Annotated in this window: 11 protein-coding genes; 4 read left to right on the forward strand and 7 right to left on the reverse strand. The window is 69.0% G+C overall.

Annotated elements, in window-relative coordinates; translation table 11 throughout:
* Nucleotides 1-299: 299 nt before the first annotated feature.
* From AAFU51_02895 to AAFU51_02910, 4 genes are all read left to right on the forward strand, one after another.
* Complete coding sequence (locus tag AAFU51_02895) at nt 300-1799, forward strand: M1 family aminopeptidase (protein ID MEO1570194.1); 1500 nt, start codon at nt 300-302, stop codon at nt 1797-1799.
* A gap of 143 nt (nt 1800-1942) precedes the next feature.
* A complete protein-coding gene (locus AAFU51_02900) occupies nt 1943-2701 on the forward strand; it encodes an HAD hydrolase family protein (protein MEO1570195.1) in 759 nt (252 codons plus the stop codon).
* Between the two features lie 54 nt (nt 2702-2755).
* Nucleotides 2756-3640 carry a L,D-transpeptidase gene (locus tag AAFU51_02905; GenBank protein ID MEO1570196.1) on the forward strand — a complete coding sequence of 295 codons (885 nt, stop codon included), beginning with the start codon at nt 2756-2758 and terminating at the stop codon, nt 3638-3640.
* A complete protein-coding gene (locus tag AAFU51_02910) occupies nt 3637-3963 on the forward strand; it encodes a hypothetical protein (protein MEO1570197.1) in 327 nt (108 codons plus the stop codon). Before AAFU51_02905 ends, AAFU51_02910 begins: the two co-directional genes overlap by 4 nt.
* Nucleotides 3964-3987: 24 nt before the next feature.
* On the opposite strand, the gene AAFU51_02915 is transcribed toward AAFU51_02910, so the two are convergent.
* The 7 genes from AAFU51_02915 to AAFU51_02945 form a co-directional block, all read right to left on the reverse strand.
* On the reverse strand, nt 3988-4578 hold the full coding sequence (locus AAFU51_02915) for an ABC transporter substrate-binding protein (GenBank protein ID MEO1570198.1): 591 nt from the start codon (nt 4576-4578) through the stop codon (nt 3988-3990).
* 149 nt (nt 4579-4727) lie between these two features.
* Nucleotides 4728-5360 (reverse strand): response regulator transcription factor, encoded by a 633-nt coding sequence (locus tag AAFU51_02920; protein MEO1570199.1) that lies wholly within the window; start codon nt 5358-5360, stop codon nt 4728-4730.
* Nucleotides 5361-5432: 72 nt separating this feature from the next.
* A complete protein-coding gene (locus AAFU51_02925; protein MEO1570200.1) occupies nt 5433-7235 on the reverse strand; it encodes a histidine kinase in 1803 nt (600 codons plus the stop codon).
* A 173-nt stretch (nt 7236-7408) separates the two neighbouring features.
* On the reverse strand, nt 7409-8977 hold the full coding sequence (locus AAFU51_02930; GenBank protein MEO1570201.1) for a DEAD/DEAH box helicase: 1569 nt from the start codon (nt 8975-8977) through the stop codon (nt 7409-7411).
* A gap of 234 nt (nt 8978-9211) precedes the next feature.
* Nucleotides 9212-9973 carry a hypothetical protein gene (locus tag AAFU51_02935; protein MEO1570202.1) on the reverse strand — a complete coding sequence of 254 codons (762 nt, stop codon included), beginning with the start codon at nt 9971-9973 and terminating at the stop codon, nt 9212-9214.
* On the reverse strand, nt 9970-11844 hold the full coding sequence (locus AAFU51_02940; protein MEO1570203.1) for a BatD family protein: 1875 nt from the start codon (nt 11842-11844) through the stop codon (nt 9970-9972). The genes AAFU51_02935 and AAFU51_02940 overlap by 4 nt, the downstream gene beginning before the upstream one ends.
* A 17-nt stretch (nt 11845-11861) precedes the next feature.
* Nucleotides 11862-12605 (reverse strand): hypothetical protein, encoded by a 744-nt coding sequence (locus tag AAFU51_02945; protein ID MEO1570204.1) that lies wholly within the window; start codon nt 12603-12605, stop codon nt 11862-11864.
* Nucleotides 12606-12668 lie beyond the last annotated feature (63 nt).

The raw sequence follows: 12668 nt of genomic DNA on the forward strand, positions 1-12668 counted from the left end.
GAATCCCTGGACAGCGAATCCCTGGACAGCGAATCCCTGGACAGCGAATCCCTGGACAGCGAATCCCTGGACAGCGAATCCCTGGACAGCGAAGCGGCGTGACGGCTCCCCCCGTTCTTGTACCGCTTCCGCGCTCGCCTCTAGCGAGGACGAGCGCCCCCCTCCTCAGAACTGTCCCCCTCACCCATGAGGGGGACAGCTTCTCGACCCTTCAGGGGGAGAGAAGCAGGGGGAGCTGGGCAGCCCTCCTCCTCACTCTCGTCCTCCTGCTCGCCGCGTGCGACCGCGACCCGCAGGCGGTGCGCCCTCAGGACGGCGTAGACGTGGAGAGCTACGAGGTCTTCCTGAACGTCGATCCTGGCGAGCGAGTCCTCCACGGGCTGTCGCGCATCGTCCTACGCGAGGTGTCGGGACAGGACACGCTGCGCATTCGCTTCGACGACGAGCACGCCGTGCGTTCTGTCCAGGTCGACGATTACGAGGTGAACACGACCTACGAAGCAGGGCATCTCTACGTCCCATTTCCGAAGGGCAGCACCTTCATCGACGTGGAGTACGTCCTCGAAGGGCCGCAAGCTGGGCTGTTCTACGAGGATGCCCACGGGCAGACTGTTGTATTCACCGACTCGCAGTTCCTGCGTGGGGCATCGTGGCTGCCCGCCGTCCACCACCCTGCCGACCCAGCGACGCTAATCCTCGAAGTCACCGCGCCCGACTCCCTCGATGTCGTTGCTTCCGGGCGCCCTCGACCCGCGCCGCCGTTGAGCGTGAGCGCCCATGAGCAACGCTGGACCTACGCTGTCGATGCCGCCGTGCCCGTCTACACCTTCGCCTTCGCCGTGGCCGACTTCGCCACGACCGAGCAGGCGGTCACGCTGCCCTCCGGCACGACGGTGCCGATCCAGCACCACCTGCTCGGGGCCGACACGACCGACGCGCGCTGGCTCGTCCGCACGCCCGAGGTGCTCGCCTACTTCGACTCGACGCTCGGGCCGTACGCCTTCGACACCTACGCCACCGCGCAGGTGCCCATCCCGTTTGCCGGCATGGAGAACGCGGCGACCTCGTTTCTACGGCATGACCTCTACGGTCAGAGCTATCGCGGCCAGAACGTGGTCGAGGAGGTCAACGTCCACGAGGTCGCCCACATGTGGTTCGGCAACCGTGTCACGATCCGCGACTACGCCGACCTCTGGCTCTCCGAGGGCATCGTGAGCTACCTCACGACGATGTTCTATGAAGCCGCCGACGGCCCCGCCATGGCCCGCGAGCTGCGCGTCCGCATGGCCGAGTTCAGCGCCTCCAACGACCTCCATGATGCCCGCCAGCCGCTCGTGCCCGGAACCGTCACGGACCCGATGGACCTGGTCGGCGCGACGGTCTACCTCAAGGGCGGCTGCGTGACGCACCTGCTGCGCCTCACGCTCGGCGACGACGCGTTCGCCCGCGCGCTCCGCCGCACCTACGCGGAGTACGGTCTCGCCCAGCGCCCGCTCTCGACCGTCGCCTTCCAAACACTGCTCGAAGCGGAGTCAGGGCGCGACCTCGACGCCTTTTTCGACTATTGGGTCTATGGGACGCAGGTCCCTACGCTACGCACCGGCTGGGATAACACAACGGGCCTGCTCACCTGGAGCATCGAGGACGATGCGGGCCTGCTCGACGGCCTCGCCGTGGACCTGCAGATCCTGCAAGAGGGCGAAACCCAAGCCGTCGCACTTGCCGACGGCGAGGTGACGCTCACCGGCGAACGACCGCCCACAATCCGGCCCGTCGGTGTCCCGATGCGCCTACGGTGATCAGCGACGGCGCCAGGAAGCAGCAGGACGACCAGCTGAGGAAGAGACGAAGAGCCGGGGAGAAATGCCACGAGGCTTGACCCGCCTCCGAGGTGTCCACACCTTTTCGACCCTCGACCCTCGACCCTCGACCCCCGGCAGGCGTGATCCAGCTTTTCCTCTCCGACATCGACGGCTGCCTCTCGGTGCCGTACCAGCCCTGGGACCTCGCCCGGCTGGCCGAGTTCGCCGCCCTGGCGAGGGAGCCGCACGCGCCACGCCTGGGCCTCTGCACGGGCCGCTCCTACAGCTACGCCGAGGCGATGGCGCAGGCGATCGACGCGCGCGGCCCGGTGCTCTTTGAAAGCGGCGCCGGGTGGTTCGACCTGGCGAGCGCCGCCACACGGTGGCACCCCGCGCTCACCGAAGACGTCCGCGCTGCCCTCGCCGAGGCCCGGCGGTTCCTCGAGCACACGCTCGTCCCGCGCTTCGCGGGGCTCTCGGTGGACGGGGCGAAGCAGGCCCAGGCGGGCTTCGTGGCGCCTAGCGAGGCCGTTATCGAGGCGACGCTGCCTGAGGTGGAAGCATTCGTAGCGGACCAACTGGGGGGCGGCTTCCATGTGTTTCACACCGAGGTGTCCGTGGACGTGGTCCCACACGCGCTCACCAAGGCCCAGGCGATGCGGTGGGTGGCCGACGAGGAACAGCTACCTCTCGACGCCCTCGCCTTCATCGGCGACACCGGCGGCGACATCGAGGCACTGGAGACCGTTGGCCATGGCTTCGCGCCAGCAAACGCGACACAATCGGTGCGATCAAGTGCCGCACGGCTGCTTGATGGTGCGGTTCTTGATGGGGCGCTGGAAGCCTTCCGCTGGTGCATGTCGTATAATGCGTCAAGCTCCACTCCTATCGCGGGTTAGATCCTGGTCTTCGGGCCTTCGCATACCTGCTTCCCTTCTAGCGTTTCGGTCGCCATGCGACGCCTTCCTGCTGCCAGCGCCCCGCTGGTCGTCGGCTGCCTCGCCCTCCTGCTGAGCGCGCTCCCGCTGAGCGTGCCCGCGTCTCATGCCCAGGACCGCGCCTCCGGTCCCGCTGAGGTGGCATCCGCCTTCCCCGTCCCGCTCCTCCAGGGCACCACGAGCGCGACGGCCACCCCGCGCACGCCCCACCCCAATGACATCGTCGAGGGGGTCAACATCAACCTCCCCGTCTACTACCCCGTCGATCGGGGTGTAGGGGTCTTCGACGCACCCGGCGGGCAACGCATCGGCACGCTCGAATACCGCTACGCGGTGCAGGGCCTCCGGCGCTCCGGCGGCTTCCAACTGGTCCGGCAGGGCTTCGTGGAAGGCTGGGTCCGCACGAACGACCTCTCCAACCTCTGGCTCAAGGTGTCGAAGGAGCAGCGCCTGCTGTTCGTCTACGAGGGCCACGAGCTCGTTCGCACGATGGAGATCGACGTGTCGATGAACCCGACCGACGACAAGGTCCGCCGCTCTCGCCTCGGCGAGCACGAGCACTACCGCATCCCCGAGGGCACCTACTTCGTGACGCGCCTCAACGGCCGCTCGAAGTACTACCGCGCGTTCGTACTCAACTATCCCAACGCCGAGGATGCACAACGAGGCCTCCGCGAAGGGCTCATCTCGGCGCAGCAGTACGCCACCATCGTACGCGCCGAGGAGGAGTTCCGCGAGCCACCGCAAAACACAGCGCTCGGTGGGCTGATCGAACTGCACGGCCACGGTTCCGGCAATCAGCGCGCCTGGACGCGCGGCTGCGTCGCCCTCCGCAACGTGCACATGGACATGCTCTGGGACAACGTTCGCCCCGGCACGCCCGTCGTGATCGAGAAGTGACCGCAGCGTGGGTCGAACGGTTCGATCCGCCGTGGCTCTCGGTCGACGGGGAGCACGCCCGGGCCCTGGAGCGCGAACTCGGTCGGGAAGTCCACCCCGACCATGTGCTCTTCGGGCGGTGCACGGCCGCACACGCGTTTGCCCAGCGCACCGACTGCGACGATGTGGCGTTTGCCCTGGACGAAGGGTTTGCCATCGTCCACCTGACGTGGAAAGGGCGGGCCGAGCAGGGCGTCTGGCCCGGCACGAGCCTCTTCGAGACGCTAGAGGCTCTGCAGGCACAGATGGCCCTCGACCACGAGGACTGGACCCGCGACGACTAGCGATGCTCCAGGCTCCGGGTAGGGCTACCCGCGGGCGAGGCGGCGCTCCAGGCTGCTGAGCAGCGCGTCGTAGCCGCGGCGGGCAAGCACGCGCTGGAACGAGCGGCGGTAGTTCTCCGCCGTGCTCACGCCGTCGATCGAGAAGTCGGTGATCACCCAGGCTCCTTCGCGTTTGGCGAGGTCGTAGACGACTTCGGTGCGCACGTCCTGGAGCGACGCCGTCGTCGTGGCGGTCGCGGTCGTGCCGCTCACGTCGATGTCGCCGTAGGCCACGGTGGCGCGGTAAAGGTCGAGGTCGGCGAGCGACTGGGCACGGATGACGCCGGAGAAGACCTCGACGAAGCGCGTCTTTTGCTCGTCTGTGAGGGTCTCCCAGGTGTCGCCGAGGGCGAAGGCACTCATCGCGCGGAAGTCGATCACGTCGTTGACGACGGTGCGGAGGCGTTCGCGCTGCGCGTCGGTGTACGACGTGCCGGTGCCGAGGATGGCCTTGATCTCGCCATCGCGGTCTTGGAGCATCTGCCGGATGGCAACGCTGTCCTGGGCAAACGCAGGCAGCGCGAGAGCAACGGCGAACGCAGCGAGGCCGAACAGGCGGAGGGTCATACGGAGCATGGAAGCGAGCAAGATTGGTGGGGGGTTCAACCGAGCACCAAGCCGCCGGTTCAGCGCAAGAGGTCACACGGGGAACGTCGAGCGCGTCGGGGAGCGCCTGGACATCGCGGGCCTGTCCGAAAGAGGAGCGAGGCTCACTGAACCTGGGTTCACTGAATCAGGTCGTTTTCGAGCGCGTAGCGCGTGATCTCGGCGTTGCTCTTCATGTTCATCTTCTGGAGCAGCCGCAGCCGATAGGTGCTCACCGTCTTCGGGCTGAGCGCAAGCTCTTCGCTGATCTCGTTGATGAGCTTGCCCGAGGCGAGCAGCCGCAGCACCTGATACTCGCGGTCGGAGAGCGCCTCGTGGGGGGCCTCCTCCGGGTCCGAGTCCATCGCGTCGAGGAGCGTCTCGGCCATCTGCGGGCTCACGTAGCGCCGCCCCTCCGCCACCTTGCGGACGGCGCGCACGAGGTCGGTCGGGGCGCTGTTCTTGGTGAGGTAGCCCGTCGCACCTGCTCGCAGCACCCGCACCGCGAACTGGTCCTCCGGGTGCATCGACATCACGAGGATGGGCATCGCCGGAAACTCGTGGCGGAGCTGCTTCACGAGATCGAGGCCGTCGAGGCCGGGCATCTTGAGGTCCATCACCACGAGGTCGCCCTGCCCCCCCCGGAGCAGTCCCACGAGTTCCTCGCCGTCGGCGGCCTGGCCGGTCACCTTCAGGTCGAGGGCTTCGTTGACGATCTCGGCGAGGCCGCGGCGGACCACGGCGTGGTCGTCGGCGATGAGGACGCGCGTCATGGGGAACGAAGGGGAGAGCGAGAGAAGCAGCGCGGTAAGATGCGGCGAGCCAGGCGGATCCGCAACGAGAAACTAGCCCGCCGCCGAAGCCGACCCAGGGAGCGGCACCGTCGCGCGGACGTGCGTGCCCTGGCCAGGCACGCCGTCGAAGGTGACCGCGCCGCCGAGGATGCCTGCCCGCTCGCGCATGCCGAGCATACCCAGCGAGCGGGTATGCGCGATGGCCTCGGGGTCCAGACCCTTGCCATCGTCACGGATGTGAAGAACGAGGGCCTCGTCCGTCTCTTCGAGGTGCAGTGTCACCGCCGAGGCCTCCGCGTGGCGCGCGACGTTGGTGAGCGCCTCCTGCGCGATGCGGAAAAGCGCCGTCGCGGCCTCCTCGGGGAGGTCGGCCTCGTCATGGCGGAGGTCGTCCGTGACCGAGCAGGCGAGGCCCGTGCGCTGGGCGAACTGGCGCGCCTGCCAGTCGAGCGCGCTCGCCAGCCCGATGTCGTCGAGGATGCCGGGGCGTAGCGCCTGCGCGATCTGCCGGACGCGCTGGATCGTCTCGTCCACCTGCACGTCCACTCGGCCCAGGCGCTTCAGTACGGTGGCGTCGTCGGCTGTGGCGAGGTGGCGGACCACCCAGGCGGCGTCGAGGCGGATCGAGGTGAGCATCTGGCCGAGGCTGTCGTGCACCTCGCGCGAGATCACCGTGCGCTCCTCCTCGCGGATGTGCTGGAGGTGCGCAGCCAGCTCACGCAAGTCGCCCCGCGACGCCTCCACGGCCGCCTGCGCTGCAACGAGGTCCGTCACGTTGGCCGCGATACCGATGACGCCGGTCATCAGCCCCTCGTCGTCGAAGACCGGGTTGAACCAGAGGTCGAAGGCGTGGTCGTTGAGGGAGACGAGCGACTTGCCCGACGCGCCGTCGAGGGCCGCGCTGAGTGCCTCCATGATCTCCACGTTGTCGCCAAAGAACTCGGGCACGAGCGCGCCTTCGAGCTCCTCCCGGGTGCGCCCGATGTCTTCGAGGCCCTTGCCTTCGATCAACTCGAAGCGGGCGTTGCCGTCGAGCGCAAACACGATCACGGGCATCGCCGAGACGATGTGGCGCATGAGGCGCTCCTGCCGCCGCAGCGCCTCCTCGGCTTCGACCAGGACGGTCTGATCACGGACGAGCGCGAGCACCTCGTCGGTGCCGATGGAGACGCAGCACACTTCGTGGTGGCGCGGGAGGCTGTCCACGATGGTCGTATGCCGAAACGTTACGGGCAAGCCCGTCATGAACGCCTCGATGGCCGCCTTCGCGTACGGCGGCTTCATGTCGTCCGGGAGCACGTCCTGGGCGTACTTCCCGACCACGTCGGGCGGCAGCAGCGCCGTGGGAAACAGGTCCGGGACATGGAAGTCGCGGATGAGCCCCGTGCTATCGATCCGGACGATGGCGTCCGGGAGCGCCTCGATGAGCGCCCGCAGCCGCGCCTCACTCTCGCGCAGGGACACAACGTTATGTCCAGGAGCCTCGTCGCAGTCGAAGCGCGCCCACGCCCGGGCGAGCGTCCGCTCCACGGTAGCAGCGTCGGCGTTCGCGGCGAGCACCTCGGCGGCCCCGGCCCGCAACGCCCGCAGTTCGCGGGCCTCTGCGTTCTCGTCACCCAGCAGCGCCACCACAGGGGCTAGCCCGCTTGCGGCGTTGAGTGCTGCCTTGAGCGCACTGCCGACGCCCGTGCCAGGGGCGACAACCACCGTGGGCGTGCCCGCCGCGAGTGCCTGTCGTAGCGGTTCCGCGTCGGTGTAGGCGTCCGTCGGGTAGACGCTCGCTAGCGCCTCCGGCGGTGCCCCATCATGTGCAGCAGCAGGCGCAAACCAGGCGAGGCGTCCGACGGGTTCCATGCGGAGGGGGCGTGGGTCTAAGGTCCAGAGTCGCAGGTCGGCTCCCCCTGTCTCGCTCCCCCCCTAAGGGGTCGCGAAACTGTCCCCCTCACGCACGAGGGGGACAGCCTGAGGAGCGGAGCGAACGTACGTGAGCGGAGGCGACGCAGGACAGGGGGAGCTGACGAGGCCCATCAGTCGCGGCGGCGTCCGCGTCCTCGGCCCCGGTCGTTGTCGCGGCGGCTCTTGCGCTTTTCCTTCGGGTCGTCGTCGAGGAGGTCGTCGGCAACCTCAGGGGTGTAGGCGTCCTCTGCGTCTTCGCCGTCGGGCGTGAGGAGCGTGGCGGGCTTGCCGTGGAGCGAGGCGCGGTAGAACTCGTCGAGGAGCAGCGCCAGGACTTCCGGCTCGCCCTCCTTGACGAGGTTCTGCACGAGCGGGATGAAGCGGCCGATGCGCTCCTGCTCCAGGCGCGAGAGCTCGCGGTAGGCGTCTTCCAGCTGCGCGAGCGTTCGCTCAGCCACCTTGGCGGCCACGTCCTCGTCGGTCGGGATCTCGATCTTCTCGAAGTCGATCTCGTACTTCCGCTCGACGATCTTGAGTTGGTTGATGTCCTCCTTCGTGGTGAGCGTGACCGCGACGCCGGTGTTGCCCGCGCGGGCGGTGCGCCCGGCGCGGTGGATGTAGTACTCCCGGTCCTGCGGGACGTCGTACTGGAAGACGTGGCTCAGGTCCGAGATGTCGATCCCGCGCGCGGCCACGTCCGTGGCGATGAGGAAGCGAAGTTCGCCGTCGCGGAGGCGCTGCATCGTCTTCTCGCGCTGCTTCTGCGAGAAGTCCGACGAGATCGGCGCGGCGTCGTAGCCGAAGTTGGCGAGGAACTGCGCGAGGTAGTCCACGTCGCGCTTGGTGTTGGCGAAGATGATCGCGCTCTCGGGGTTCTCCAGCTCGATGAGCCGGGCGAGGACGCGGTCCTTCTCCATCTGCGTCACGTGCACGTAGCGGTGCGTCATCGCGTCGACGTGGACGGTGCCACCGGAGACGCCGATGAAGCTCGGCTCGCGCAGGAACTCGCGGGCGACGCGCTGCACGCTGTTCGGCATCGTAGCCGAGAACATGTGGCTCATGCGGTCGTCGGGGAGGAAACGCTTGAGCTGCCTCATCGCCGGGTAGAAGCCCATCGAGAGCATCTCGTCGGCCTCGTCGAGGATGAGCACGCGGAGCGCGTCGAGGCTGAGCGTGCCTTTGTCGAGGTGGTCGAGGATGCGCCCCGGCGTGCCGATGACGAGGTGGGCGCCGGCCTTGAACGCCTCGATCTGCGGGCCGTACTTCGTGCCGCCGTAGACGGCCACCACGCGGAAGCGCTCGTCCTCGGGCTGGGCGTTGTTCATCTTTTCGAACTCCTCGAAGATCTGCCGCGCCAGCTCGCGCGTCGGGCAGAGCACGAGGGCCTGCGTGGCCGCCTCGTCGGGCATCAGCAGGTCGAGGAGCGGCAGGAGGAACGCGCCCGTCTTGCCGCTGCCCGTGCGGCTCTGCACCACGAGGTCGTGGCCTTCGAGCATGTACGGGATCGTCTTGGCCTGGACGGGCATCAGGCTGTCCCAGCCGAGGCCTTCGAGGCCGGTCTGGAGGAACGAGGGCACGGACTCTGTGGTCGCCTCGGGCAGCTCAGGGCTGGGTTCGGGGAAGGGCGACTGGTTGGCGTCCTCACCTTTGGCTTCGGCCTGGGCCTTCGAGGTAAGGTCGATGACGAACGTACGGGACATGGAACAGGGTGGCTCAGCGATGGAGATCTCGGTCGGGGGGTCACGCAGGCTCGACCGAGCACCCCGCCAGGCACTCCTTCCGCGCTACGCAACGGCAACTACACCCCGCTACTCGCCAGCGTGGCGATTGCAGCCAGGGCACATCAGCCGTTCCGTACGCCTCACTCCTGGGTTCGTTCGGTGAAGAGCACAAGCGGGTGGGTCCGCTTCCGGTCAGGCCTGAATCGACCTTCGCTACAGCCGTCCGAGTGCCGCCGCTGGCAGCCAGCCCTGGGTGCCGTCGGGGAGGCGGACAGCCTGCCAGGAACCGCGCGCGTCGCCGAGGCGCACGGTCACGCCCTCCGCTACAGCAGGGCCCTCGGTGCTGCCGCCGAGCGTGGCCGCGAGCGGAATCGGGTCGAGCACGACGGCACGAGGAGCCTGCCGCTCCGCCGAGGCGAGCGCGGCCGTCGCGAGGAGCAGCACGGCCAGCGGAAGCACCACGACAAGGCCGCGCCGGATCGCGGTCTTCTGCGTTTCGGGAAGGGTGTCGCCGCGCCAGAGCCGCCAGCCAAGCAGGGCCAGCGCACTGAGCCACAACAGCAGCCCGAGCACGAGCAGCGCGCCGAGCGTCACCGCGTCCGCGATGCGCGCCGCCGTGCCCCCGAGGGGATCAGCGAGAACCGTCGTCTGCTCGGCGTCCACCAGCGCCCGCGCCTCGGCGAGGTGGACCGCGACGGCGCGGTCGTGGGGCAGCAGTTGCCCGGCGCGGGCGAGGTGCAGCACGGCCCGCCCCAGGTCGCCCGCCGCGAGGTGCACCTGCCCGAGGTTGTGGTGTAACGCCCCGCTCGCCACGCCCGCGTCAAGCAGCGAGGTGTACGTCGCTGCCGCCGCTGCGCAGTCGCCCTCGTCGTAGAGCGTCCCGGCGAGTTCGAAGAGCCGATCCGCCTCGTCTGAGTCGAGAGGAACACCCGGCAGCACTTGGACAAGAACCAGAGCGATCAGGAGCACCATCATGCGGACTCCTCCTGATGGGCTGGCGTCGCCTCGTGGACACTCTCGATGGCGGCGCGGGTGCGAGCCACGACGGCGTCGGCGGCGCGGGCTTGGTCGGGGGCATACTGCACCCGCTCGGCTGCGGCGAGCGCCTCGATGAGCGCACGACGATGCGAGTCGGTGAGGCCCTGCGCGCGGAGAGACATTCTGTCAAGCGCGTCGTCGAGGACGTCGCGGGGGAGCGCTTGCGCGGGCACGGCGAAGCGAGCAGCGAGATAGCCGCGCACGGCGCGTTCGGCTTCGGCGCAGGCCGTGCGTGGGTCGGCTGCCTGCCGGGCCGCATCGAGGCGAGTGGTGGCATCGGCGAGCGCCTCGCGGCGGCGCGCTTCCGGCGAGGCGGCGCGGGCCTCACGACGACGAACGAAAAGGGCGAGGCCGAGCAGCGCCAGCAGCGGCGTTCCGATGGCGCCCCAGAACCACACCGACCGGTGCAGCGGCCGCGCCAACCGCGGCGTGATCCAGCGCGCCAACGGCAGCAGGTCAGCGATGGGTGCCTCCGCGCCCGAAACGATCTCCGCGTCGGCGAGGCCCGCCTCCGGGATCGTGCCCGCTGGGCCGTTCACGTCAAGCGGGACGGGGTCGGAGACGAGCGTCTGGTAGCGCTCCGCCTCCGGGTCGAAGTAGGTCCAGCGCACGGGCGGTAGTTCGAGGCGACCGCCGCGCTGCGGGACGAGCGTGTAGACGAACACCTTGCGTCCGCGAAGCGGAGCCGAGCGTCGGTCGAAGAATTCCTCGGCCGAAGGTGGATAGACCGCGACACCGTCGGGCGCGTCCCAGGCGGGCGCGGACAGCGTGGCCAGGTTGCCCGTGCCGCGCACCTCGACCTCCATGCGGATTGGCTCGCCCGCCTCGATACCGTCGCGCAGGGCGTGGTCGTCCAGCGAGATCTGCATCGTGAACGCCCCAACCCCCCCGTTGAACGACGCCGGGGCCCCAGCGGGCAACGGCACCGCCTCGATGGCAATCGGCTCCGATTCGATCGTCTCGCGCTCGAAGTCGGAGAAGAACGGGCTGCGGAAGAGGCCGCGCTGCGGCGTCCCGCGATAGGTACCCACCTCGAAGGCGACCGGCTCGATGGTGAGCGTGCCCGTGCGTGCGGGGAAGAGCGCCACACGCTTGGCCGTCACGACGCGAAGCTCGCGCCCATCGATGGTGTCCTGGCGGGGCAGCGTCGCGCGGTCAGGCACCTCGAGTTCCTCGCGCCAGAGGCCCTCGGCGTCCCACGGCCCGAGGATCTGCACGTCGCGCGGCTGCACCGTGACAGGGTCGTAGGCGAGCACGTAATCGACCACGACCTGCTCGCCGACGTAGGCCCGCACTCGGGGCGGCGTGGCGCGGACGAAGAGGTCGGCCGTGGCGTCTGTCGGCGGCTCGTCGGACTGCGTGAGGCCGTGCTGGCTGCTCGTCGCGCCGCTGTGGGCGGCGGGCGGCGGACGCTGGCCCTGCGGGACGATCTCGACGGTGATCGGGTCGGTCGTGTAGCGCTCCTTGCCGATGGGCACCTGCACCGCGCTGAAGGTCGCGCGGCCCGGCTTGAGGGGGCGGTAGATCCACGTCAGCGTGAGGACGTGCTCGGTGCGCCCGTTGTAGTTCTGGTAGGTGTACGACTGCTGCGGCGTCGGCAGCGCGAGCGACAGCCCCTGCGTGCTCGGCGGCTCGATCTCGCCGACCGAAGTGAGGTCGCCGCGCAGCTCGACGCTAAAGAGCACCTGGTCGTTCTGCCCCGCCGGGTTGGGCGACGCCGACGCGCTCACTCGCACGTTCTGCGCCAAGGCGCTGCCTGCCAGCACCATGCCACCGACCAGCACCAGCCACCACGAACTACGGACCACGGACAACACGCTCCCCCTCACCAGTCCTTCTCGATGCGGCGGGGCGGCGCGCGGCGCTGCTGCACTTCCTGGAGCAGTTCCTCCTCGTCGGCTTCGAGCGCGCCGAGGATGCGCAGGGCCTCGGCCTCGCTCATCGTGCCGGGCAGTACCTCGGCGGTACCGGCAGGCGTCGCGTTGCCGTCCGTCTCCTCGCCGTCCTGTGGGTCTCCTGACGCCCCCGCTTGGTCGTCCCCGTCTTGCTCGTCGCCATCCTGCGGGTCGGTGGGCTGCTGGTTCGTCGCGTCCGACTCCGCCTCGCTGTTCTCGTCCTCGAACTCCGGTTGCGGCTGTTCGTCAGGCTCGCTTTCATCGGGCTCCCCCTCGTCGCCGGGTTGTGGCTGGCCGTCCTCGCCCGGCTCCTGCTCGCCTTGCTCGGCGTCCCGTTCGTCCTGCTGCTCGCTCTCGCCGCCGCCCTGCTGGTTCTGGGCGTCCTCGTTCTCGCCGTCCTGGCCGTCTTCCTGCTCGGCCTCGTCGCCGTCGCTACCCTGCTGCGGGTCTTGCTGCTGCTGGCGGATCAGTTCGAGCAGCGTCTCCAGCTTCGGGTGCTCCGGCGTGTTCGGGTTCGGTGCCTGCGCGAGAGCCTCCATTGCTACGGCCTCAGCCTGCGCCCCATCGCCGTCGATGTAGAGCTGCGCCGCACTGTGATAGGCGTCCGCGAGCGACGTTTGCGCTGCCGCTGTGGGCAGAACAAGAAGCGCGAGCAGGACAACGAGGTGACGCACGAGCGGGGGGAGGTTTCAGGAGCGACCAGAGAACGAGTGGGCCGCGGCGAACCGTATGGACGC

This window comes from Bacteroidota bacterium (assembly GCA_039821555.1).
Lineage (GTDB): Bacteria > Bacteroidota > Rhodothermia > Rhodothermales > Rubricoccaceae > JBCBEX01.

Excerpts from the sequence above, each read along its gene's own strand:
- AAFU51_02905 (MEO1570196.1), top strand. The coding sequence starts at position 2,756 with ATGCGACGCCTTCCTGCTGCCAGCGCCCCGCTGGTCGTCGGCTGCCTC.
- AAFU51_02915 (MEO1570198.1), bottom strand. The coding sequence starts at position 4,578 with ATGCTCCGTATGACCCTCCGCCTGTTCGGCCTCGCTGCGTTCGCCGTT.
- AAFU51_02920 (MEO1570199.1), bottom strand. The coding sequence starts at position 5,360 with ATGACGCGCGTCCTCATCGCCGACGACCACGCCGTGGTCCGCCGCGGC.
- AAFU51_02925 (MEO1570200.1), bottom strand. The coding sequence starts at position 7,235 with ATGGAACCCGTCGGACGCCTCGCCTGGTTTGCGCCTGCTGCTGCACAT.
- AAFU51_02930 (MEO1570201.1), bottom strand. The coding sequence starts at position 8,977 with ATGTCCCGTACGTTCGTCATCGACCTTACCTCGAAGGCCCAGGCCGAA.
- AAFU51_02935 (MEO1570202.1), bottom strand. The coding sequence starts at position 9,973 with ATGATGGTGCTCCTGATCGCTCTGGTTCTTGTCCAAGTGCTGCCGGGT.